The organism is Pseudoselenomonas ruminantium (assembly GCF_900113715.1).
Classification (GTDB): domain Bacteria; phylum Bacillota; class Negativicutes; order Selenomonadales; family Selenomonadaceae; genus Selenomonas_A; species Selenomonas_A caprae.
Window position 1 is genome coordinate 97096 of sequence record NZ_FOQK01000004.1, and the last position, 24171, is coordinate 121266.

The 24171-nt window shown below is 54.3% G+C and carries 18 protein-coding genes and 1 pseudogene; 17 read left to right on the forward strand and 2 right to left on the reverse strand.

Going from position 1 to position 24171, the window contains the following annotated elements:
• The first annotated feature begins 24 nt into the window (after positions 1 to 24).
• The 10 genes from secA (at position 25) to BM181_RS03270 (ending at position 13737) form a co-directional block, all read left to right on the forward strand.
• Complete coding sequence (gene secA, locus BM181_RS03225) at positions 25 to 2643, forward strand: preprotein translocase subunit SecA (RefSeq protein ID WP_075442390.1); 2619 nt, start codon at positions 25 to 27, stop codon at positions 2641 to 2643.
• A 38-nt stretch (positions 2644 to 2681) separates the two neighbouring features.
• Positions 2682 to 3788: a peptide chain release factor 2 gene (gene prfB, locus BM181_RS03230; protein WP_075442391.1), complete on the forward strand. Its 1107-nt coding sequence runs from the start codon at positions 2682 to 2684 to the stop codon at positions 3786 to 3788.
• A gap of 111 nt (positions 3789 to 3899) precedes the next feature.
• Entirely contained in the window at positions 3900 to 4547 is a 648-nt protein-coding gene (locus tag BM181_RS03235) for an LmeA family phospholipid-binding protein (RefSeq protein ID WP_218150089.1), read from the forward strand.
• Positions 4548 to 4562: 15 nt separating this feature from the next.
• Positions 4563 to 6623, forward strand: a complete 2061-nt coding sequence (locus BM181_RS03240) for a DUF5693 family protein (RefSeq protein ID WP_075442392.1) — start codon at positions 4563 to 4565, stop codon at positions 6621 to 6623.
• Complete coding sequence (gene csaB / locus BM181_RS03245) at positions 6620 to 7711, forward strand: polysaccharide pyruvyl transferase CsaB (protein WP_075442393.1); 1092 nt, start codon at positions 6620 to 6622, stop codon at positions 7709 to 7711. The genes BM181_RS03240 and csaB overlap by 4 nt, the downstream gene beginning before the upstream one ends.
• Before the next feature lie 103 nt (positions 7712 to 7814).
• Positions 7815 to 8501: a cell division ATP-binding protein FtsE gene (gene ftsE / locus BM181_RS03250; RefSeq protein WP_075442394.1), complete on the forward strand. Its 687-nt coding sequence runs from the start codon at positions 7815 to 7817 to the stop codon at positions 8499 to 8501.
• Positions 8491 to 9378 (forward strand): permease-like cell division protein FtsX, encoded by an 888-nt coding sequence (gene ftsX, locus BM181_RS03255; protein WP_075442395.1) that lies wholly within the window; start codon positions 8491 to 8493, stop codon positions 9376 to 9378. Before ftsE ends, ftsX begins: the two co-directional genes overlap by 11 nt.
• A gap of 16 nt (positions 9379 to 9394) precedes the next feature.
• Entirely contained in the window at positions 9395 to 10516 is a 1122-nt protein-coding gene (locus BM181_RS03260; RefSeq protein ID WP_075442396.1) for a murein hydrolase activator EnvC family protein, read from the forward strand.
• Between the two features lie 20 nt (positions 10517 to 10536).
• Positions 10537 to 11682: a S41 family peptidase gene (locus BM181_RS03265; RefSeq protein ID WP_177207153.1), complete on the forward strand. Its 1146-nt coding sequence runs from the start codon at positions 10537 to 10539 to the stop codon at positions 11680 to 11682.
• Positions 11683 to 11856: 174 nt separating this feature from the next.
• On the forward strand, positions 11857 to 13737 hold the full coding sequence (locus BM181_RS03270) for a clostripain-related cysteine peptidase (protein WP_075442398.1): 1881 nt from the start codon (positions 11857 to 11859) through the stop codon (positions 13735 to 13737).
• A 73-nt stretch (positions 13738 to 13810) separates the two neighbouring features.
• On the opposite strand, the gene recQ is transcribed toward BM181_RS03270, so the two are convergent.
• A complete protein-coding gene (recQ, locus tag BM181_RS03275; RefSeq protein WP_075442399.1) occupies positions 13811 to 15592 on the reverse strand; it encodes a DNA helicase RecQ in 1782 nt (593 codons plus the stop codon).
• 169 nt (positions 15593 to 15761) lie between these two features.
• Here recQ and BM181_RS03280 point away from each other — a divergent pair, with 169 nt between their 5' ends.
• Genes BM181_RS03280 through BM181_RS03295 form a run of 4 tightly spaced genes read left to right on the forward strand, consistent with a single transcriptional unit; the run spans position 15762 to position 20290 of the window.
• The gene (locus BM181_RS03280) at positions 15762 to 17210 is read left to right on the forward strand and encodes a TolC family protein (RefSeq protein ID WP_082336140.1); all 1449 of its coding nucleotides are present in this window, start codon (positions 15762 to 15764) and stop codon (positions 17208 to 17210) included.
• Entirely contained in the window at positions 17207 to 18337 is a 1131-nt protein-coding gene (locus BM181_RS03285; protein ID WP_075442400.1) for an efflux RND transporter periplasmic adaptor subunit, read from the forward strand. The genes BM181_RS03280 and BM181_RS03285 overlap by 4 nt, the downstream gene beginning before the upstream one ends.
• 23 nt (positions 18338 to 18360) lie before the next feature.
• Positions 18361 to 19083 (forward strand): ABC transporter ATP-binding protein, encoded by a 723-nt coding sequence (locus BM181_RS03290; protein ID WP_075442401.1) that lies wholly within the window; start codon positions 18361 to 18363, stop codon positions 19081 to 19083.
• Positions 19073 to 20290, forward strand: a complete 1218-nt coding sequence (locus BM181_RS03295) for an ABC transporter permease (protein WP_075442402.1) — start codon at positions 19073 to 19075, stop codon at positions 20288 to 20290. Before BM181_RS03290 ends, BM181_RS03295 begins: the two co-directional genes overlap by 11 nt.
• A gap of 168 nt (positions 20291 to 20458) precedes the next feature.
• On the opposite strand, the pseudogene BM181_RS03300 reads toward BM181_RS03295, so the two are convergent.
• A pseudogene (locus BM181_RS03300) lies at positions 20459 to 21487 on the reverse strand (HD-GYP domain-containing protein).
• 238 nt (positions 21488 to 21725) lie between these two features.
• Between BM181_RS03300 and BM181_RS03305 the strand changes: the two are divergent.
• The 3 genes from BM181_RS03305 (at position 21726) to BM181_RS03315 (ending at position 24056) form a co-directional block, all read left to right on the forward strand.
• Complete coding sequence (locus tag BM181_RS03305; RefSeq protein WP_075442403.1) at positions 21726 to 22535, forward strand: amino acid ABC transporter substrate-binding protein; 810 nt, start codon at positions 21726 to 21728, stop codon at positions 22533 to 22535.
• 113 nt (positions 22536 to 22648) lie between these two features.
• Positions 22649 to 23293: an amino acid ABC transporter permease gene (locus BM181_RS03310; RefSeq protein WP_075442404.1), complete on the forward strand. Its 645-nt coding sequence runs from the start codon at positions 22649 to 22651 to the stop codon at positions 23291 to 23293.
• Positions 23274 to 24056, forward strand: coding sequence for an amino acid ABC transporter ATP-binding protein (locus BM181_RS03315; RefSeq protein WP_075442405.1), 783 nt, complete (start codon positions 23274 to 23276; stop codon positions 24054 to 24056). Before BM181_RS03310 ends, BM181_RS03315 begins: the two co-directional genes overlap by 20 nt.
• Positions 24057 to 24171: the final 115 nt, after the last annotated feature.

Below are 24171 nucleotides of genomic sequence, written 5' to 3' on the forward strand. Positions count from 1 at the left end.
TAATTGTAATAGGAGTGATTTTGTTTGCTGGGATTTCTTAAAAGATTCTTGGGTGACAATAACGATAAAGAGATAGCACGTTATCGCGAGGTCGTCGAGAAAATCAATGCCCTCGAACCGCAGATGCAGAATCTGACGGATGATAAGCTGACGGGCTATACGAATAAGTTCCGTGAGCGTCTCGAAAATGGCGAGACGCTCGATGATATCCTGCCGGAGGCTTTCGCTGTAGTCCGCGAGGGTTCGCGCCGTGTGCTCGGCATGCGTCACTTCGATGTCCAGATGATCGGTGGTATGTGCCTGCATGAGGGACGCATTGCTGAGATGCGTACCGGTGAAGGTAAGACGCTCGTGGCGACGCTGCCGGTTTACCTCAATGCGCTTACGGGCAAGGGCGTTCATGTGATTACGGTCAATGACTACCTGGCCCGCCGTGACAGCGAGGAAATGGGTAAGCTCTATCGTTACCTTGGACTGACGGTCGGCCTTGTTGTCCATGATATGGATTTCCCGGAGCGTAAATACGCGTATGGCTGCGATGTCACGTTTGGTACGAATAATGAGTTCGGTTTTGACTATCTGCGCGATAACATGGTCATCTCGCAGGACCAGATGGTTCAGCGTGAGCTGCATTATGCGATCGTCGATGAGGTGGACTCGATCCTTATCGATGAGGCACGTACGCCGCTGATCATTTCGGGCCCGGGCGCAAAATCGACGGATATGTATGCAGTCATGGCCAAGGCGGTAGCAGGACTCAAGGAAGGTACTGATTATACGGTCGATGAGAAACAGAAGACCGTAGCTGCAGCCGACAGTACGGTGCCGAAAATCGAGAAGATGCTCGGCATCACGAACCTCTACGCACCGGAGAATATCGAGCTCTCGCATTGCTTTACGGCGGCATTGCGTGCTAAGGCTCTTATGAAGCGTGACCGCGATTATGTCGTGCGTGGCGATGAGGTCATCATCGTCGATGAATTCACGGGCCGACTGATGGAAGGCCGCCGCTATTCCGATGGCCTGCATCAGGCCATCGAGGCTAAAGAGGGCGTCAAGATTCAGCGCGAGTCGCAGACGCTGGCCACGATTACGTTCCAGAACTACTTCCGCATGTACGACAAGCTGGCTGGCATGACTGGTACGGCGAAGACGGAGGAAGATGAGTTCCTGAAGATCTACAATCTGCCGGTCATTGTCGTGCCGACGAATAAGCCGGTACAGCGCGTTGATTATCCGGATCTCATCTACAAGACCAAGAAGGCTAAGTACAGAGCGGTCGGCAAGGTGGTCAAGGAGCTGCATGCCAAAGGGCAGCCGGTGCTTATCGGTACGACGTCCATCACGCAGTCGGAGGAACTCAGTGCTGTGCTGCGTAAAAATGGCATCCCGCATAATGTGCTCAATGCGAAGTTCCACGAGAAAGAGGCAGAAATCATCGCCGATGCCGGCCAGAAGGGCGCTGTCACGATTGCGACGAACATGGCTGGCCGTGGTACGGATATCAAGCTCGGCGAAGGTGTGCCAGAGCTTGGCGGTCTGTTCATCGTCGGCACGGAGCGTCATGAGTCCCGCCGCATCGATAATCAGCTGCGCGGCCGTTCGGGCCGTCAGGGCGATCCGGGTGCATCCCGCTTCTTCCTGTCGCTTGAGGATGACCTGCTGCGCCTGTTTGCTTCGGACCGCATTGCGGGCATGATGGACAAACTGGGTATGGAAGAGGATGAGCCGATCGAGCATAAGCTCATCACGAACTCCATCGAGCATGCGCAGAAGAAGGTCGAGGCACGCAACTTCGATATCCGCAAGCATGTCCTCGAGTATGATGATGTCATGAACCAGCAGCGTGAGGTCATGTATGGTGAGCGCCGCAAGATCCTCATGGGCGATAACCTGCGTGAGAATATCATGGGCATGGTCAAGCACATCATCAAAGATGAGATGAACCAGTATGCCAATGAGCAGCTCTATCCGGAGGAATGGCAGCTGGACGGTCTTATCGAAGATGCCGAGAAGATCTACGCGCCGGCTGGCCGCCTCAAGAAGGAAGAGCTCGTAGAGCTCAGCCGCGATGAGCTCAAAGAAGAGCTCGAGAAACTCGCTGAGGAAGGCTATCATCAGCGTGAGCTGCTGTTTGGCGAAGAGAACATGCGCGAGCTCGAGAAGGTCGTCATGCTGCGTGTTGTCGACAGCAAGTGGATGGAGCATCTCGACCATATGGACATGCTGCGCGAGGGTATCAACCTGCGTGCCTATGGCCAGCGCAATCCGCTCGTCGAGTACAAGATCGAGGCGCTGGATATGTTCGAGGAAATGGAAGGAGCTATCCAGGATCAGATCGCTTCGCTGATGTACCATGTCAGCATCATTACGCCGGAGCAGCAGGCAGCTGCTGCGCAGCAGGAGGCTGGCGAGGAACCGAGCTCCGCGCAGAAGCAGAAACTCGAGCAGGCTATCAAGGAGCAGCGCTCGCAGCTTTCCGACCATCTGAAAAATGCGCAGGCCTCCCATGGCGATGAAGTCAGCGCGGCTGAGGCGAAGAAGAAACCGGTCACGAATGATGGCAAAAAGGTCGGCCGCAACGACCCATGTCCCTGCGGCAGCGGCAAGAAGTATAAGAATTGCTGCGGCAAGGACGAGTAAGATAGATCATTAGGTTTTACATAAGTAAAGGTGGAACAATGCTAGAAGATTTGAAACCACAGCTGGGCGAGCTGCGTGAAAAGCTCGCCCAGATGGAAACGTCCCTCGAGGTTCCGGCAAAAGAGGAAAAAATCGCCGAGCTCGAATACAAGATGGGCGAGCCGACCTTCTGGGATGATGCCGAGCAGGCACAGAAAATCAACCAGGAGCTCAACGATGTCAAGATCAGCGTCGACAAATACAAGGCACTGCTCAACAAGTTTGAGGATGCAGAAACGCTGTTCGAGATGGGCATGGAAGAAGATGACGCGAGCATGGAAGAGGACGTCAAGGCTGAACTTGACGCCGTCGCCGAGGGACTTGAGGCTCTGCAGCTTGAAGTACTGCTCTCAGGTCCATACGATGCCAATAATGCCATCCTGACGCTGCATGCTGGTGCAGGCGGAACGGAGGCACAGGACTGGACGCAGATGCTTTTGCGCATGTACGGCCGCTGGGCGGAGCGTCACGGCTTTACGGTCGAGACGGCTGACCTGCTGCCGGGCGATGAGGCTGGCGTCAAGTCGGCAACGCTCTTTATCAAGGGGCACAATGCCTATGGCTTCCTCAAGTCGGAGAAGGGCGTCCATCGTCTCGTGCGCATTTCGCCGTTCGATGCCAATGCGCGCCGCCATACGTCGTTCTCGGCCTGCGATATCATGCCGGAAATCGACGATGCCGTTGAGGTCGATATCAATATGTCCGATGTCCGCGTTGATACATACCGTGCTTCGGGCGCCGGTGGCCAGCACATCAATAAGACGTCTTCGGCTGTCCGCATGACGCATGAGCCGACGGGTATCGTCGTCCAGTGCCAGAATGAGCGCTCGCAGCTGCAGAACCGTGAGCAGTGCCTCAAGATGCTGCGCGCCAAACTCTTTGAACTCGAGATGGAGAAGAAAGAGGCGGAGCTTGCCAAGCTCGAGGGTGACCAGCAGAACATCGAATGGGGCAGCCAGATCCGTTCCTATGTATTCCAGCCATATACGATGGTCAAGGATCATCGCACGAACCATGAGACGGGCAATGTTCAGGCGGTCATGGATGGTGAAATCGATCCGTTCATCCGTGCCTTCTTGAATGCTAAGGCAAATCACGAATTTTAATCTTTAAGGAGTCAGGAGTACGCGAATGTTCCTGGCTCCTTGTTACTTTGCGAGGTGATTGATTTGCGAAAAGGCTTGACTATTCTGGGCTTGTTATTCATAATATTAATCGTGTCAAGCGCGACGGTGCTGCCCTGGCTGGCACAGTCGACAATCAAGACGAAACTGGCGCAGAGGGCTGCGACGGATGATGTTGTGGTTACGGTGGATTCCACGCCTACGGCACTGCTGGCTATCGGGCGCATCCAGCAGCTCGATGCAGTACTGCATCAGGCGAAGGTTGGCCAAGTGTTCTTGCGGGAACTTACGCTCAAGGGGCGCAATGTGCAGCTGGATATGCCAGCACTCTTGAGCGAGCAGGGCATACAGGTAAAGAAGGCCGATGAACTGACGCTTATGGGAACGGTCGACGAGGAGAACCTGCGGGAAGTCTTGCAGCGCCGCATAGATAAAATTGAAAATATCCAGGTCAACATCAACCGTGACCGCGTTTTGGTCACGGCCAATGCCAAGATATTCGGCCGTGTGGCAGATATCGAGATGGAAGGGCAGATTACCGAGAACAGCGGGGCCTTGTTCTTCTTGATGACGAGACTGGAAATGAGAAATACCCTTATCGGTACGGCCAAGCTGGGCGATCTTTTCGGCAATATCCAGCTGGCGGCTGCCGATAAACTGCCGCTGGGCATGAAGATCCGTCAGGTCGAGCAGACCGATGGCGCGGTCATCATCACGGCGGCACGGGATAATAAGGAATAAGGTGAATGTGAAGCAATGAAGGTATTTAAGTATAACCGTTGGCTGCTGCTGCTTATCGCCATCGGTCTGGCTGCAGCGCTGGCGATAAGCTTTCAGCGCCATGCTGCCGAGCAGGTGAACCGGCAGGTCGATATGGCTATCGACTATGAGGGGCTTATCGAGCTGGCAGAGCGAGAGGGCAAGCCGGTGGACGAGGTGTTGCAGCAGGCCAAGGAGGCCGGCATCACTTCGCTGGCTGTCTATGATACGACGTTCAAGAAACTCAATGCCAATGGCAAGGCGACGGCCATTGCAGGCAGCCAGCTGCTGGCCGACTATCACAGTGGCCGTTTGACGGACCCGCTTTGGCAGAAGCTTGCCGCTGAGGGCAAAATCATCGGTACGGAGGTCTATATCGTCGGCCATCATGCCCAGACGTGGAAGGAACTCAAGGAAGACCTGCCGCGCCGTCTCGGGAAAGACCGCGTCAGACTCTTTACGGTCGGTTCGGAAGAGGTCATGGCCGTAAAGGCGCATTATGAGTCCTTCGTCAAGATGGATATCGGCATGCCGACGGATGAGATGCAGGCTGTAAACGATGCGGGCTTCTATGTGCTGGCCCGTCCAAGCAATTATGCGGCCTGCACGCCTGATGATGTCAAAGCTGTATTTGGCCGCATGGATGGCTTCCGCATTTCGGAGGTCGTATTCTCGGGCAGCCAGGTGCTCGGCGCAACAAAGGCGCTGCAGACGACCATTGATGAGATGAAGGAACGCAATCTGACCCTGGGCCTTATCGAGGCGACGACACAGCTGCAGTTCTATCATCAGGATGGCATGAACGAGGTGGCCAAAGGTGTTGGCTATGACCATGTGGCCCGTCTCTACTCGGTGCCGAAGGATGAGCAGCCGAAACTCAAGATCGATACGGCTGTCGAGCGTTGGTCAAATACGGACGAGGAGCGCAATATCCGCATCGACCTCATGCGCATCTACGATAAGCCGTCGCCGAATATGAGCCTTTTGGAGACGAATCTGAAATATTTCCAGGACACGCATGATAAACTCGTGGCGCATGGCTATACGATCGGCCCAGCGGGCACGTTCCCGGAGCTCTTGCCGTCCAAGGGGCTGCGTGCACTCGTTATGATGGGCGTAGCGGCGGCTGTCGTGCTCTATCTTTCGCTGGTGATTCCGGCGCTCAACGCGCGTCCTAAAACGCAGTATCTTTTGTTTGTATTGTTCGCTTTGGCGGCTGCGGTACCGGTGCTTATGGGCAATGGCTCGAAGATCCGCATCCTGGCAGCACTGGCCAGCGCAAATGTATTCCCGGCACTGGCGGTCATCTTCCAGCTTGACCGCGTGCGCGCGTTCAAGGAGAAGGCCAAAATCGCCCTGCCGCGCCTTATCGTGACGGCAGCTCTGGCGCTGTTTGTCACTGGCGCACTTGCTTATATCGGTGCGGCTTATCTTTCGGGTTCGCTTGCCGATACGGAATATCTGCTTGAATTCCAGATTTTCCGTGGCATCAAGCTGACATTTATATTGCCGATTATCCTGGTGGGCGCAGCCTTCCTGCAGCGTTTTGACATTTTCGATGGCAAGATGGATGATACCGAAGGCGTTGTCAATCAGCTCAAGAAAATCCTCGATATGCCGGTTCGCGTCAAGACACTTTTCCTGATGGGACTTGTGCTCATAGCTGGTATCGTCTTCGTGGCCCGCAGCGGCCATACGTCGGGTATGCCGGTTTCGCAGTCAGAGCTCAAGTTCCGCGCATTCCTCGAGCAGGCCTTCTATGCCAGACCACGCACCAAAGAGCTTATGATTGGTCATCCGGCTTTCATGCTCGCCGCAATGGCGTTCTGGCGCAAGTGGCCGACGATGGTATTTTTCGCCTTGGTGCTCGTGGCCACGATTGGCCAGGGGTCGATGGTAGAGACGTTTGCGCATATGCGCACGCCGGTCTATATGTCGTTCATGCGTGGCATCGGCGGCATTGTGCTGGGCGCAGGGATTGGCGCCATTGCCATGGTTCTTGTGGAGCTTTGGCAGGTCATTATTTCGAAAGCAAAGGGGAGTAAGGCAGATTCATGAGCAGGATCGTCGTATCGGGATATTACGGCTCGAAAAATGCCGGCGATGAAGCGATGCTGGCAGCAATGCTGGAGGTCCTTGGAGATCTCGACCCAAAACTTCATATCACGGTGATTTCTGCTGACCCTGAAGATACGCGCAAGCGTCATGGTGTCGACGCGGTTTCCTGGCTTGGCCTGCCGGCCATCATCCGTGAACTGCGCCAGGCGGATCTTTTGATAAGCGGCGGCGGCAGCCTGCTGCAGAATGTCACGAGCCGCCGCAGTCTTTACTACTATCTGGCTATCATCCTGCTCGCCCGTTTGCTGGGCACGAAGGTCATGCTCTATGCCCAGGGCATTGGCCCGATTCTTGGCCGTGTGGCTGAGCGGGCGATGTGCTGGCTGGGCAATCGCGTGGATCTTATCACGGTACGCGATGAGGGCTCGCTGAAGGAGCTTGACCGTCTGGGCATTCGCCGGCCGGAAATTCAATGTACGGCCGATCCGGTGCTGGCTATCCATCCGGTGGACCGTGCGGCTGGCCGTGCCATCTTCAAGGCCTATCAGGCAGATGGAGCCAAGCCGGTTGTTGGCATTTCGGTGCGCGAGTGGCAGGGCTGGACGCATTACAAAGAGGTGCTGGCCGAGGTTTCCGACCGCGTGGTCCGTGAGCTCGGTGCCCGCGTCGTGTTCCTGCCGATGCAGTTTCCCGACGATGTGCGGGCTGCGCGCGATATCGCTGCGCGTACCAAGGAGCCATGTACGGTGCTCAAAGATGAGTATACGACCAGCGAGTTCCTATCGCTCGTCGGCAACATGGATCTGATGCTGGGCATCCGCCTGCATGCCTTGATTTTTGCCGGGGTCATGGGTGTGCCGATGCTTGGCATTTCCTACGATCCGAAAATCGACCGTTTCCTGCAGTCCATTGGCGAGCAGCCAGTCGGCAATCTGCGGGATGTCACGGCAGATGAGCTCATGGCGGAAATCCGCCGCAAGTGGAACGATAAGCAGACGTTCCGCCAGCAGAATGCTGAGCTTTTGGCGGCACTGCGCGATCAGGCCGCCAGCAATGCAGAGCTGGCGCTGAATCTGGCCCATAAGTGAATAGACACAGGCCTTCCCTGTAGGGGGAAGGCTTATATTTTTACCTTGGATATGGTACAATAAAAGATAGTTTTGCAATTTGAATGCGGAGGATGAGTATCCTATGATACATATGAGCAACGTTTCCAAGATATATGAAAATGGTGCGGTGGCTCTCGACGGTGTCAATGTCGATATCGAAAAGGGCGAGTTTGTCTTTATCGTCGGTGCCAGCGGTGCCGGCAAGTCAACGTTCATCAAGATGCTGTTCCGTGAGGAGCTGCCGACGAGCGGTATCCTTACGGTCAATGGTCATGATGTGGTCAATATGAGCCATAAGGAGGTGCCATACCTGCGCCGCGGGCTTGGCGTTATCTTCCAGGATTACCGCCTGCTGCCCGATAAGACGGTGTTTGAGAATGTGGCCTTTGCGATGCAGGTCATCGAAGCGCCGCGCCGCTTGATGCAGCGCAGTGTCAATGCCGTTCTCGATGTCGTTGGCCTTAGGGAGAAGTATAAATGCTTCCCGGCACAGCTTTCCGGCGGTGAGCAGCAGCGCGTGGCAATTGCACGCGCCATCGTCAACGATCCGGCTATCGTCATTGCCGATGAGCCGACGGGCAATCTTGACCCGGATACGAGCTGGGATATCATGGATATCTTCAAGCGCATCAACAAGGCAGGCACGACAATCGTCATGGCAACGCATGACCGCACGATTGTCGATACGATGAAGCGGCGCGTCATTGCCATCGAAGATGGCCATATCGTGCGCGATGAATTAAGAGGAGGCTATGGTTATGAAGCTTAGGACCAGTGAATATTTCATTACGGAGGTATTTCACTCGCTCCGGCGCAATAACTGGATGTCGTTTGCCTCGGTCGGTACGGTGGCTGTATCGCTGTTTGTGCTCGGCGTTTTTTTGACGTTGGTGCTCAATATGAACCGGTTGGCTTCCTCGCTGGAGTCGGAGGTGCAGATCAGCGTGTATCTGGAGGATAGCATAAAGACTTCGGCACGCAAGGATTTGCAGAAGGACCTTGAGAATATGCAAGGCATCGAGAGTGTCAAGTATGTGAGCCGCGAGGAGGCTAAGGAGCGTCTGACTGAGCGTCTCGGCGACCAGAAGTATTTGCTCGATGCGCTCGGCGACCAGAACCCGCTGCCAGAGTCCTTTGAGCTCACGGTAGCCCAGCCGGATATGGTTGAGACGGCGGCCAAGGCCATCGAGAAGATGGATGGTGTCGAGGCGGCCAAGTATGGACAGGACGTCGTCAAACATCTTTTTGACATCACGCGGCTGATTCGCGTGTTTGGTCTTGCGCTTATGGTGCTGCTGGCGGCAGCGACTCTTTTCATCATTTCAAATACGATCCGCTTGACGGTATTTGCGCGGCGCAAAGAGGTAGCCATCATGAAATACGTCGGGGCGACGGACTGGTTCATCCGCTGGCCGTTTGTGCTCGAAGGTGTTGTCATGGGCTTTGTCGGTGGTACGCTTGCGGCTATTGCCCTGCGCAGCTTCTATGCGGCGATGGCCGCCAAGATCTACAATACGCTGGCTTTTTTCCCATTGATGCCGCAGTATCCGTTTATGAACTATGTCACGGTGGCGATTATTCTCTCGGGCATGGCTATCGGTGCTTTGGGCTCGGCGATTTCACTCAAGCGGTTCCTGAAGGTCTGAGGAAGGAAGCAGAGGCATGAAGAGAAAAGCAGAACAGGCTCTGGCGGTTGTGCTTGCGGCGGGGTTCCTCACGACACTTGGCGTCGAGACGGTACAGGCCTCGCGTGAGGATGACAAGGCCAGCTACGAACGCCAGGCTGAGGAGAAACGCAAGGAAAGCGAGGCCCTGCAGCAGAAAATCGAGTCGCTGTCTGAGGAAAAGCGGCAGGTCGATGAAGAGGCAGAGGTGGCGATTTCCGCGCATAAGGAGCTCAAGGCAGCGCTCGATGCGACCATCGCCCGCATGGATGAGAACGAGGCCCGGCTCAAAGTGGTCCGTAAGGACTACGCCGAAAAGAGCGGACATCTTGGCAAGCGTGTGCGTGATATCTATATAAACGGGCAGGTGTCGTATCTGGATGTGCTGTTCGGTGCGAAAGATTTTGCCGATTTCATGACGCGTATGGATTTGCTGAAAAAAGTCATCCGTCAGGATTACGACCTTGTACAGAGCGTACTGTCTGAGAAAAATGAAATCGAGACGACGCAGGCGAGCCTGGCCAAGGACAAAGAAGCGCGAGCTGAGCAGGAGCTAAAAGCGCGGCAGGCCCGCGAGGTCATGGAGGAGAAAGTACGCCGCCGCAAGGAAATCATCGATAAGATGAAGAGCGATAAGGCGACCGTTGACCGCCAGTATGATGAACTCATGGCCGCATCGAAGCAGATTGCGGCGATGCTGCAGCGCAGCAGCATGGCGAATATGCCGGCGGCTGGCAATGGCTCGATGATCTGGCCGGTAGGTGGTACGATTACTTCGGATTTTGGCTGGCGTGTGCATCCAATCACGGGGACGCAGAAATACCATAGCGGCATTGATATCGGTGCCGACTATGGCGATGCCATTTGTGCTGCACAGGCCGGTACTGTCGAGTATGCCGGCTGGATTTCAGGGTATGGCAATACGGTCATCATCAATCATGGTGGCGGTATCACGACACTTTATGGACACAATCAATCGCTGGCCGTTTCGGTTGGGCAGTCGGTCAGCCAGGGCGAAACCATCGCGTATTGCGGCTCGACGGGCAACAGCACCGGGCCGCATTGCCACTTTGAGGTACGCAGCGGCGGTGAGCCGGTCAGCCCGTATAGTTACTTATAACGGAGAAAGACATGCAGTATGTGAGCAAAAAAAAGATAATACTTGGCCTTGCAGCCACGGCCCTGGTGTCGAGCCTGCTGACATTGATGGGGCTGGCGGCTGTATTGGGGCTTGATGGGGCCAAAACGCTAGATATCGTTCGCTTTCTCGGCGTCAAGCGTATGATTGAGGCGCGCTATGTGCGCGATGTCAACCCGCATGATCTGATGAATGGGGCCATTGATGGCATGGTAAAATCATTGGGCGATCCGCATTCGATCTATCTGAAAGAGGATATGTACAAGACGCTCAAGGAGCATACGGCGGGCACCTTCGGTGGCATCGGTGTGACGATGGGGTTCAAGGACAACAAGGTCACCATCGTGTCGGTGCTTGAGGGCACGCCAGGTGAGGCGGCAGGCCTCAAGGCCAACGATGAAATCGTAGCTGTCGATGGCACGCCGGTCACAGAATATCAGCCCGAAGAAGTTTCGATGCATATTCGCGGCGACATTGGTACGGATGTGACCTTGACTATCCGCCGCGCGGGAACTGAGGACAGAGACTACACGATAAAGCGCGATACGATAAAGCTGCGCACGGCAAAGGGCATGATGCTGGAGGGCAGCCAGATGGGCTACATCCGCATCGCCTCGTTTGGCGAGAACACAGGCGAGGAATTCAAGGAAGAGTTTGAAAAACTTGGCCAGGAGGGCATGCAGGGGCTTATCATCGATCTGCGCCAGAATCCTGGCGGTCTCGTCAAGAGCTGCGTGGAGGTTGCCAATCTGCTGGTGCCGAAGGGGCCAATCGTTTCCGTCGTCCAGCGTGATGGCTCGAAAGAGGAGCATGATTCTTCGCTTGAGTCACCTAAGTATCCGGTGGTGGTACTCATTGACGGCAACAGCGCGAGCGCATCGGAAATCCTGGCGGGAGCTTTGCAGGATACCGGTGCCGGTACTCTTGTAGGGACGAAATCGTATGGCAAAGGATCGGTGCAGGTGGTCGTACCACTCTTTGAGGATGATGGATTAAAACTCACGATCGCCAGATACTATACGCCGAATGGGCGCTGTATCGATGGCGTTGGCATTGAGCCGGACGTTACGGTGGACTTTGCAGAAGGCGATACCACCGATGTGCAACTTGCCAAGGCGAGAGAAATCCTGCAACAGAAAATGCAATAAAGAAAACGGAAGGTCTGCTGTTTTGCGGCAGATTTTCCGTTTTTTATTTTGCTTGTTTACAGGACTGGAATTTATTTTGTCGAAATAATAGAAATAGCAGTACAGATGAAAGGCTCAACGGAGAGAATTCCTGCGGGCTGTATAGGTGATGCGTATAGAGAAGGAGCGATGAAAATGGATACAGGACAGAATTCCAGGCGCTGGCTGTGCCGGCTGCTGCTGGTTTTTTGCTTGGCTGCTGGAGTGTTGCTGTTTGGCTGTACGTCAAAGACTTTGGCGCAGGATAGCTGGGCTGTCTATATCTATATGTGCGGTTCTGATCTGGAGTCGGAACAGGGGATGGCTTCGAAGAACCTTGCCAGCCTGCAATCCGTCCCGCTGCCGGATAACGTGCGTTTCTTTATCCAGACAGGTGGTGCGCATGCATGGCATACCGAGGGGATTCCTAGCGAAGCCTTGGGGCGTTTTGTCTATGACAGCAAGGGATTCCACAAGCTGGCCGAGTTGGAGCAGGCAAGCATGGCCGAAGAGAAGACTTTTGAGGATTTCCTGCGTTATGCCAAAGACAATTATCCTGCTGAACATCGGATGCTGATATTCTGGGATCATGGCGGCGGCAGTCTGAACGGCTTGTGCTACGATGAAAAATATGAAGAATCACTTAGCCTGAATGATGTGCAGCAGGCAATGGCAGCAGTGGCCAAGGCGGATAAAGATGCACCATTTTTCGATTTGGTGTTGTTTGACATGTGCTTGATGGCTAACATCGAGACAGCGAATACCTTGTATGGGTATACCCGTTACATAACGGCATCAGAGGAAATCATGCCGGGAACGGGGTCGGATTATGCCGGCTGGGTTGGTGCTTTGACCAAGAAACCGTCGATGGATGGACGCGCTTTGGGAAAGATTATCTGCGAGACCTATCTGCCTTATTGTGCGAAATATCAATCGGAAGATAGTGCAACGCTGTCCTTGCTCGATATGCAGAAAGTGCCAGCGCTCAATGATGCCTATGAAGCGATGGGGCAGGAAATACAAGACGCAGCCAATGCGAATCCGCGTGAAGTCTATACCGCATATGACCGGGTGGCTAATGGGGTGGAACGATATGGCATCAATGTGGAAGATAATTGGACGAACATGATTGATTTGGGGAATCTGGCAGAGCATCTGCATGGCATAGAAAGCGCTGAGGCGCTGCAAAAAGCCATCAAGGATGTAGTGGTTTACCGGGTGGCTGGTCCTTACCGCCAGCATGGCTGGGGACTGGCTGGTTACTATTGCTTAGATGGCAGCGTATTGTCGCTGGCAAAATATACGCCGCAACCTGGAGCCAGTCCGGTGTTTATTGAGTTCTACCGGAATATGCTAAGCGGCAGTGGCGGTGGGGAACCATGGTATCATTTCGATACGGAAAGGATTGCCCAGAGCCCGCTGGTTATCGGCCCGGATAACACGGCTGTAGTTACGCTGCCGCCGGAGGATGTCCATGCTATCAGTGACGCAGCGTTTTGGCTCGGCTATAACGATAAGAACGGTCAATTCGTTTTTCTGGGCAGCAGTGACAGCTTGACGGTGGATTGGGAAAAAGGCGTTTTCCAGGATGATTTTGATTGTACGTGGCCGGCACTCAATGGACATACTATCCTGCTGGATCTTGACGAACACCAGCCGGACTATAATATGTTCCATTCCTACATCCTGCTGAATGACAAGAAATGCTATCTGCGCGCTGCCTATAACAAGGAAAAAGCTGCCTGGAAGATCCTGAGTGTGCAGAGACTGATTGAAGGTGAGCAGTTGGATCGTGAAGTCCTGCAACTCCATGCAGGGGATAAGATCACGCCGCTGTTCCTGCTTGAAAATGGCAAGATGATAAATGGCGAGAGCTTTGTTCTCGATAAGGAACCGGCTCTGCAAAATGAGCCACTCGCTGATGGCAAATACACATTTGCGTTCAACTTCCGTATGCCGCGCAATGATGCGGTGGATTCTGCCTGCGGGTATTTTGTCCTCGAAGGCGGCAAGCTTATAGAGGTAGGCAATCTGTAGGAAATATGCAGAATATAGCAAAGCTCCCCTAGACGGCCAAGGTTGGTTTAGGGGAGCTTTGTGTTTGCTGTTTTTAGCGGTGTTCCTGGATGCATTGCAGGAAGGCTGCACCGTATTTTTCGAGTTTTAGTTCGCCGACGCCTTTGACATCAAGCATTTCGTCGAGGGTCGCTGGCTGGACGACACACATATCCCGCAGGGTGGCGTCGGAGAAGACGACATAGGGCGGAATATGATCGCGGGCGGCGATTTCTTTGCGTAGGCCGCGCAGGTAGCCGAAAAGCTCTGGGGCAGCGGGTTCTTTTTCCTGTTCGGGCTTGGGCATAGCCTGATAGACTTTTTCCTGCCCTTTGAGTACGGCGTAGGCACGGGGCTCAAGCGTCAGTACCGGATACTGGCTTTCGGTCATTGCTAAATAGTCGGTGGCGACAAAGCGCTGGATCAGCAGCTTGATGTCGGCAAGACTGCGTTCCTTCATCAGGCCGTAGGTTGATAGCTCGTTGAAATGGAGTTCGCGGACACGTTTATCGTTTGAGCCTTTGAGCACCTGGGCGACAAGCGTCAGGCCAAAGCGCTCGCGCATGCGATAGACACAGGAAAAGACTTTCTGCGCATCAAGCGTGATGTCGACGCGTTCAAGTCCTGCCTTGCAGTTGCCACAGTTCGCGCAGGTTTCGGGGGCTGAGCTGTCCCCGAAGTAATGGATGATGAAGTGGCGCAGGCATTCTGGTGTATGGCAGTAGTCGACCATCTTCTGCAGGCGCCCGAGGTTATGGGCTTTGCGCTGCTCGTCATCGATGGAGACATCGATGAGGTATTTCTGCGTCATGGTATCCTGCGGCGAGTAGAGCAGGATGCAGGTGCCTGGTTCGCCATCGCGGCCGGCGCGTCCTGCTTCCTGATAGTAGGCTTCGATGTTCTTGGGCATGTTGTAATGGATGACGTAGCGTACGTTGCTCTTGTCAATGCCCATACCAAAAGCATTAGTGGCGACGATGACCTGGATGTTATCGTAGAGAAAGTCATCCTGGGCCTTGGTGCGCTGCTTTTCCGTCATACCGGCATGATAGCGGCCAACGGCGAGCTTCTTCTTGGACAGCAGTTCGTAGACCTTGTCGGTTTCCTTGCGCGTAGCGGTATAAATGATGCCGGTTTCGTCGGGATGGTTGCGGACGTAGTTTACGATGAATTTTTTCTTGTCTTCGCCGCGGCGTACTTCGAAATAAAGATTCGGACGGTCAAAACCCGTGACATGCACCTGGGGCGCGTGCAGCCCGAGCAAGCTGATGATATCCTCCTTGACCTCGGGGGTAGCCGTGGCTGTGAAAGCTGCGACAAGCGGGCGGCGTGGCAGGCTGGCGATGAAGGGCGCAATCTGACGATAGCTGGGACGGAAGTCATGGCCCCATTGTGAGAGACAGTGCGCCTCATCGACGGCGACCATCGAGATAGGCTGATGTTCGATGATGTATTGGAAATAACTTGTCTCAAGCCGCTCGGGAGCGACGTAGACGAGCTTGAATTGGCCGGCTGCAATGGCGTTTAAGCGGAGATCGGATTCGGTAAGCGAGAGCGTGCTATTGATATACGTGGCCGCAATGCCCTGCTCGGCGAGGGCGTCAACCTGGTCTTTCATCAAGGAAATCAGTGGTGAGATGACGAGCGTGATGCCGGGAAATATCATAGCGGGTATCTGGAAGCAGATGCTTTTGCCGGCGCCGGTCGGCATGATGGCAACCGTGTCCTGGCCCGAGAGCAGGCTTTTTATAACCGGCGTTTGGGCTGGGCGGAAACTGCGGTAGCCATAGAAGCGTCGCAGCAGCGCCAAGGCTTGTTCAAAGTATGGATTGTCCATGGATGGCTCCTTATTTTTAATGAATTTCTCAGAGAAAATTTATGTTCTTACAACAACCCTATTTTATCATAATCTAACCAATAAACCCATGTAGTTGTGGGGAATTATGTTAAAATAGAAAACAGGATTCGAATTTCAGGATGAAGTAGTTTTTCGGGGAGGAAAAATTGTGAAGATAAGTCGTCAGATAAAAAAACGGCAGCAGAAAATAGCATTGGCGTTGGCCAGTGTCATGCTGGGCCTGATGCCAGCAGCCTTGGCGGCTGATTTGTCGCTGCAGGAGGCCGTGAACATGGCCCTCACGCAGAACACGAGCCTGAAGGTCACGCAAAAAGGTGAGGATACGGCTGATGCGGCGCTCAAGAAAGCCCGAGGCAGCAATGGCGTGTCGGTAACGGCTTCGGATACCCTTAGCACGAGCAAGAGCAGTGACAGTGACCGCCAGGCGAGAAATGGAGCCGGTGTGTCAGCTTCGCTGCCGCTCTATACAGGTGGCCAGAATCAGGCCAATATCAAAAAGGCAGAGCTTGCTGCTGATTCGGCCCGGCTGCTAACAGATCGCAGCCGCGAAAATCTGAAACTTAGTGTCATCAAGGCGTATTATGACGCCTTGGAGGCCAAGAAGACGGTGGCTGTGCGGCAGGAAACCGTGGATAAATACCAGGAGCACTACACGAATGTCAGCCAGCTTTACTCGGCGGGAGCCAAGGCGCGCATCGATGTGATCCGCTCGTCGGTCGAGCTTAGCAATGCGCGGCAGAATCTCATCAAAGCGCAGAACAGCTATGAGGTAGATCTGGCGACATTGCGTAACTATCTCAATATAAACCGTACGGAGCCGCTGAATCTCACGACGGATTTCAGCTACGATGCTTTCGGGATCGCGCTCGATGACTGCATTGCCTATGCCTATACCAATCGTAAGGACCTGCGTGTCGATCAGTATAAGGTCGAGCAGCAGGAGCAGGCCGTAAAGGCTGCAAAGGCTGGGTATCTGCCATCGGTATCACTATCGCTGGGCCTAGATAATACGAATGTGTTCCAACCGTCGAGCTCGTCGAGCCAGGGGGCATCGGCCAGCGTCGGCCTCAAGTGGAGCATCTTCGATGGCGGCGTCACCGATGCAGCCGTTAAAACGGCGCAGACGGAATACGACGTGGCGAAGCTCAATCTGCTCAAGGACAAGGAGGATGTTGACCTGGCTGTGCGGCAGGCCTATTACAATATGCGGGAGGCTGAGAAACGGCTCAATTCGACGCAGGATGCGGTGCATCAGGCTGAGGAAGATGCGTACATTGCCCGCGAGAAATATCGTGCCGGCGAGGGCCTGATGCTCGATATCATCGATGCGCAGGAGGCGCTTTCGACGGCGCAGCTCAACTATATCAGTGCGCAGTATGATTATGCCCGCGACAAGGCATCGGTGGAAAATGCCATGGGCATCAGCTTGAGTCCTGCGGAAAAAGAGGCTGCGGCAAAACTCTCAACCGACGTTGCCGCGACGCTGGCAAGCTCTCCCATCGAGCAGGCCGGAGTGGCAGCAGGGGCAGATACGCAGCCGGCAGCAACACCGGCGGCTGTAGCGGATGAATTGGCAGGAAATGAGGAGACGAAATGAACATCAACTGGAAAGTAAAGGCCGGTATCGCGGCAGTGCTCGTAGCGGCCTGTGCGTTTGGCGGCTGGAAATATTATCAGGGCCAGCAGCAGGCCAAGCAGGCAGCGGCCGTGGAGACGACGGAAGTCATACGCATGGATATGAAATCGACGGTCTCAGCGACGGGAACCATCCGTCCTGTGCACTCGGTCGAGGTCAGCTCGAAGGTCACGGCGCGGATCAAGAACGTGCTCGTCAAGGAGAACGATACAGTCACGGCCGGGCAGACCATTGCGACACTTGATGGCAAAGATTATGAAGCCAAGCGTGACCAGGCACAGATAAAAGTCACGAATACCAAGGCCAAATATGAGCGCACCAGTTATCTCTATAGCATTGGCGCCAAGACCCAGGCTGATCTGGAGGATGCGCAGATGAATTATGAGACAGCGGTATCAGCACTGTCGGAAGCGCAGTCGGATATGAATGAGATGACAATCACGGCACCGATGTCGGGCGTGGTTGTCGGCGAGCCGAAGACGCCGGGCACGATGGCCGTGCAGGGGACTAGCAGCCCGACGGTCATCATGCGCATCGCCGATCTTTCGAGCAAGCAGATCCAGGCCAAAGTCGATGAGACGGATATCGGCAGTGTCAAGATTGGCCAGACGGCGACCTTCACAGTGGACAGCTTCACGGGCCGGACCTTTACGGCGCGCGTCACGAATATCTCGCAGACGGATACGGGCAATAGCTGGGACACGTCTTCTTCCTCAAGTAGTTCGTCGAGCACTTCGTCCTCCAGCGTCATTTACTACTATGTGACATTGGATGTCGATGATCCCGGCAATGAACTACTGCCAGCGATGACGGCGCGCGTGGAAATCAATACGGCTGAGAAGGCAGGGGCGCTGGCGGTCCCCATCTCGACACTCAAGACCGATGCGAATGGCTCCTATGTCATTGTCAAGAATCCCGATGGCACGCAGGAGAACCGCTATGTCGAAACGGGCATTTACAGTGATGAGTATGTGGAAATCCTTGCAGGGCTGTCCGAGGGGGAGCAGGTCGTGAGCACCTATATCGCTAAAGCATCAACAACGACAACGAGCAGTAAGAAAAGCAGAGGCGGCCCGCCGCCAATGTAATGAGAGGGAAAGCAGGGAATCCGATGGAAAAAAAGGAAAATCGTTATCCGACCATACAGCTTTCCGGTATCCGGAAAATCTATCATATCGGCGGCGAGGAACTCGCCGCGCTTGATGGTATCACGACCAATATCTATCAAGGGGAGTTTGCTGCATTGATGGGGCCGTCAGGCTCGGGCAAGTCGACACTCATGAATATCCTGGGATGCCTTGACCGGCCGTCGGAAGGGTCCTATAAGCTCGATGGCGAGGAGGTAGCTGGCCTTAGCGATGATAAGCTGGCTATCACACGGAATCGGAAAATCGGCTTTGTGTTCCAGAACTTCAATCTGCTATCGCGCATCTCGGCGCTGGAGAATGTGGCTCTGCCGCTTGTCTATGCGGGCGTAGGACGCAGGGAACGGCTGGAGCGCGCGATGCATTATCTGGAAGCCGTCGGTCTTGGCGACCGTGCGGACCATCAGCCCAATGAGCTTTCGGGCGGCCAGCGGCAGCGCGTGGCAATTGCTCGCGCGCTCGTCAACGATCCGCATATCATCATGGCCGATGAGCCGACAGGCAACCTCGATACGAAATCGACGAAGGAAATCATGGAAATCTTCGAGACCATGCATGAGAAGGGACGCACGATAATCCTCGTCACCCATGAGCCGGAGATCGCTGCTTGCGCAAGCCGCCAGCTGCTGGTGCGTGACGGCAAGATCACGCGCGACGAAGGGAAGGGAGTGGTCATGGATGTTGTTTAGTGAAAGCTTCCAGATGGCGCTTACCTCCCTTTACGCGAACAAAATGCGCAGCCTGCTGACGATGCTTGGGATCATCATTGGTGTCGCGGCTGTTATCGCACTCGTATCGGTCGGCATGGGCGTGCGCAGCAATGTCACCAATTCCATTGCAAGTCTCGGCTCCAATATGCTGATCGTCTCGCCGGGGTCATCGAACCGCGGCGGTGTACGCGGCGCGGCTGGCTCGATGCAGACGCTGAAATACGATGATGCGGAGGCTATCAAGAACAAGATCAAGAATATCGAATACGTCTCTCCGTCGGTGTCGGGGTCATATCTGATTGTCTATGGCAATAACAACTGGAAAACCTCGGTGCAGGGTGTGACGCCGGAGTTCATGTCCATCCGTTCGCTGGCGGTTAGCAATGGTTCGTTCATTTCGGCAAATGATATGAATAAGCGTTCGCGCGTAGCGGTTATCGGCACAACGGTGGCAGCCAATCTGTTTGCCAAGGATAATCCGGTCGGCAAGAATATCCGTATCAACAACCAGCCGTACAAAGTCATCGGCCTGCTCGAATCCAAGGGGCAGTCATCGATGGGACAGGATCAGGATGATATGGTCTATGTGCCGATAACGACAGCGCAGGAGCGCATGCTTGGCATTACCTATGTCCAGTCCATCAACATCCAGGTCGCTGATCAAAATAAGATGGACCAGGTGCAGGCCGAAGTCGAGAATTTGCTGCGGATGCGCCATCATATTATCGGCGGCAAGGAGGATGACTTCAACGTCCGCAATCTCACGAGCCTGATGGAGACGATGAGCCAGTCAACAGCGATGCTGACGATGCTTTTGGGTGCGATTGCCGGCATCTCGCTGCTGGTCGGCGGCATCGGCATCATGAACATCATGATGGTGTCGGTCACAGAGCGCACGCGGGAGATCGGCATCCGCAAGGCCTTGGGCGCGACGTTCATGAACATCATGACGCAGTTCTTGATCGAGTCGATGGTCATTGGTATCATCGGCGGCATCATCGGCATCATCGTCGGCTGCGCCGTGTCGCAGCTCATTGCCAAGATCGGCGCATTCACGACGGTCATCACGATGCTGCCGATTGTCGTTTCGTTCGTCTTTTCCGTGGGCATCGGACTGTTCTTCGGCATCTATCCGGCCCGCAAAGCTGCGAAACTCGACCCGATTGAAGCACTGCGGTACGAGTAAGATGCAGTGTGTCAGGCTTTCAAGGCCTTGATGTGTTTGTTACGGGAGCAACGGTTTAGGCTGGATTGTTGATACGCCTCGTAGGAGGCGAACAGGGGAATAAAACGCCCCCATGGGTTGAAGCTTTGCTTCTGACCCGTGGGGGCGTTTGGTTTTCTGTGGCCTGGTTTATTTTGGATTGTATTCGGTGATCGTGAGCTCCGGATGTTCGTTGAGGTTCAGGATCTCATCGGGGGAGATGCTCACTACCGGGTGAGCGGCGAAGTCGTTCGGGTAAGCCGCAATGGTTCCTTTTTCGCCGTTGTTGAGCGTGACGCGCGAACCGAGGAAGGCATCTTTGATATGCGTGAGCACAGGGACGCAGACCGTCGGGTCGAGCGAAGTGAACATGTTCTCGGTCAGGTAGGCAATGGCCGTAAATGGCGTCTGCTTGACATAGCCTTCGCGCTCGGTGGTGATATTGTCATAAATATCAGCAATTGCGATGATGCGCGCGTATTCGTGGATATCGGCACCCATGCAATTGAACGGGAATCCCGTGCCGTCCATGCGCTCGTGATGCTGCATGGCAGCGAGTTTTACCCCTTCGGAAAGCGACGGCTCCGTGTTCAGGATATGATGACCATCGACGGTATGCTGGATATAGGCTTCATAATCTTCGCCTTTCAAGGTGTTGATGTTCTTGTCGAGCAAGCGCTGCGGGAACTTTGTCTTGCCGATGTCGTGCAGGAAGCCGGCAAGCATGATATCTTTGCGTTTTTCGCGGTCGAAATGCATCCATTTGGCGATGACGCCGGCGAGAATGGAAACGCGCAGCGAGTGGTTGTATATATCGCTGGCTAGATGGTTGAGCTCATACAGATAGTCGATGGCACCACTGTTGGCAGCCATCGGTGCAATGCGCGTCTGCACCATGTCTTCGGTTTTCTGCACCGGAATCGTACCGGTGTTGTTTACGTTGCTGAAGATGGAGCGCGCTTCCTGGACTACGCTGTCATAGTCTTTGATGAAGGCGTTGCCACGGTTGAAGATCGTGGATACGGCCTGATAGTTTTGACTGAGTTAGTATTCGTCCTTGATGTAGACGACAGGGATGTTCAGGAAAGTCAGGCGCGTGATATGTGCCTTGGTCAGCAATGTATTTTCAGACAAGACCACAACCATGTCGGGATTGACGATGGTGCGGGCTAAGATCATGCCAGTTTTTAAATCCTCTACGGAAACGGCTCGCAAAGTAATCTCCTCCTTGTAGTTCGGAAATACGAATCTAATATATATAATTCGCACTGTTGGGGAAAATACCTGCAAAAAAAGGAAATAAAGCGAAATAAAGTACCAGAAGGAAAAAATGCTTGACAGCCTTTACAGGTTTACAGTATAATAGCATCATATTAATCCTTTAATGAGATAAAGAAGTGAAAAGGGGCGTTTGCATATGAAATGGAAGAAACTCTTAGCAATCGGGATGACCGCTGTGATGACGGCGGCATTTGTCAGCGGCTGCGGCAGCAATAATGCCAAAGATGCCGGCGGCTCGTCCTCCGCGGGCAAGAAAATCGTTGTCGGCCTTGATGACAACTTCCCGCCGATGGGCTTCAAGGATGAGAACAATGAGATCGTCGGTTTTGATATCGACTTGGCCAAGGAGGCGACGAAACGCCTGGGCCGCGAGGTCGAGTTCAAGGCGATCGACTGGTCGAGCAAGGAGGCTGAGCTCAAGAGCGGTCGTGTCGATGTCCTCTGGAACGGTCTCGACATCACGGAGAAGCGCAAGGAGAACATGCTGTTCTCGGATCCGTATATGGATAACCGCCAGATCATCTTCGTCAAGAAGGGCACGACGGGCATCACGGATGAGAAGAGCCTGGCTGGCAAGGTTGTAGGCACGCAGAGTGCGGGCACGGCGGAAGAGTATATGGATAAATCGGATTTCTTCAAGAAGAATGTCAAAGAGGTCAAGAAGTATTCCGACTATGTCTCGGCCTTCATGGATCTGGAAAATGGCCGCATCGATGCTGTGGTCGGAGACGAGATCACGGGCCGCTATTATATGAGCAAGCATGCTGATAGCCTTGAGGCTATCGATTCGCCGGTCGGTGAGATCAGCACCTTCGGCATCGGTTTTGCCAAGGATAACCAGCAGCTGCGTGACGAAGTACAGAAGGTTCTCGACGAGATGAAGGCCGATGGTACGATGGCCAAGATCTCCGAGAAATGGTTCGGCAAGGACATCACGAAAAAATAAACAGGAACAGTTTTGAGGCAGGCCCTTCGGCCTGTCTCTTTGCTTTACAGGGTGACAGCTTTCGTGTATAATATAGCGTATTAACACTTTGCTACACTAAAGGAGACGCTTGCATGGATAAGCTGTTCGATACTTTCCTGCTCATGCTCGAAGGTTCAGAGATTACGCTGGAAATTTTCTTCATCACATTGATCATTGCCTTGCCGCTCGGTATGCTGGCGGCTTTGGGACGGCTCTCAAGCCTCAGGCTGCTCAGCCGTTTCATCGAATTCTATATCTGGATCATGCGTGGTACGCCGCTGATGCTGCAGCTGCTGTTTGTCTATTTCGCCCTGCCGATGGTCGGCGTACGCCTGCCGGATATTGCGGCGGCACTCCTGGCATTCACTCTCAACTATGCCGCGTACTTTGCTGAGATCTTCCGTGCGGGCATCCAGTCGGTGCCGAAGGGGCAGTATGAGGCAGCCCGCACGCTGGGCATGAGCTATCCGCAGACGATGCGGCGCATCATCCTGCCACAGGTCTTCCGCATGGTATTGCCGCCGGTCAGCAACGAGACCATCAATCTCGTCAAGGATACGTCGCTGGTGTATATCCTGGCCATGAATGATCTGCTGCGCGTAGCGCGCACGATCGTGCAGCGTGAGTTCGATATGACGCCGTTCTTGATCGCAGCGGTTTTCTATCTGGCGATGACGTTTGTTCTGACTTGGGGCTTCAAGAGACTGGAGGCATATTATGGCAAATATGACAGATAAGCAGGAAGTCATGCTGCGCATGCATGACATCCATAAGGCCTTTGGCGATAATGAAGTGCTCAAGGGCATCGACATCGAGGTATGCCGCGGCGAGGTGCTCGCCATCATCGGACCATCGGGCTCGGGAAAGAGCACGCTCCTGCGCTGCATCAACAAGCTGGAGACGATCGACAGCGGCTCGATCGAGATCAAGGGCGAGTTCCTCGCCGTCACTGATGGCGATGGCAAAGCCGAGTATGTGGAGACGAAGAAAGAGCGTCAGCTGCTGGCGAGCACGGGCATGGTGTTCCAGCAGTTCAATCTGTTCCCGCATATGACGGTCATGGAGAATCTCCTTGAGGCGCCGATGCAGGTCAAGGGCCTCAAGCGTGAGGAGGTTGAGCCGTATGCCCGCCAGCTGCTGGCCAAGGTCGGCCTGTCGGACCGGGCTGATTACTATCCATCGCAGCTGTCGGGCGGTCAGCAGCAGCGTGTGGCCATTGCGCGTGCGCTCTGCATGAAGCCGGATATCATGCTGTTTGATGAGCCGACTTCGGCTCTCGACCCGGAGCTTACCGGTGAGGTGCTCAAGACGATGCGTGAACTGGCAGAGGAGCATATGACGATGGTAGTCGTCACCCATGAGATGGCCTTTGCCCGTGAGGCTGCCAGTCAGGTCATTTTCATGGCTGATGGCAATATCGTCGAGCAGGGCGAGCCAGAAACCTTTTTCAGCCAGCCGCGCGAGGAGCGCACGCAGGCATTTCTGCAGAATATGCTTTGATTGGGCAGCAATCGTCAGAGAACTGTGGGGGACCGCAGTTCTTTTTTTATGGAATTTCTAATCCAATCGCCACGCAAGTCTTAGGATTCTCTTGCCAAGCCGTAGTACGATAGAT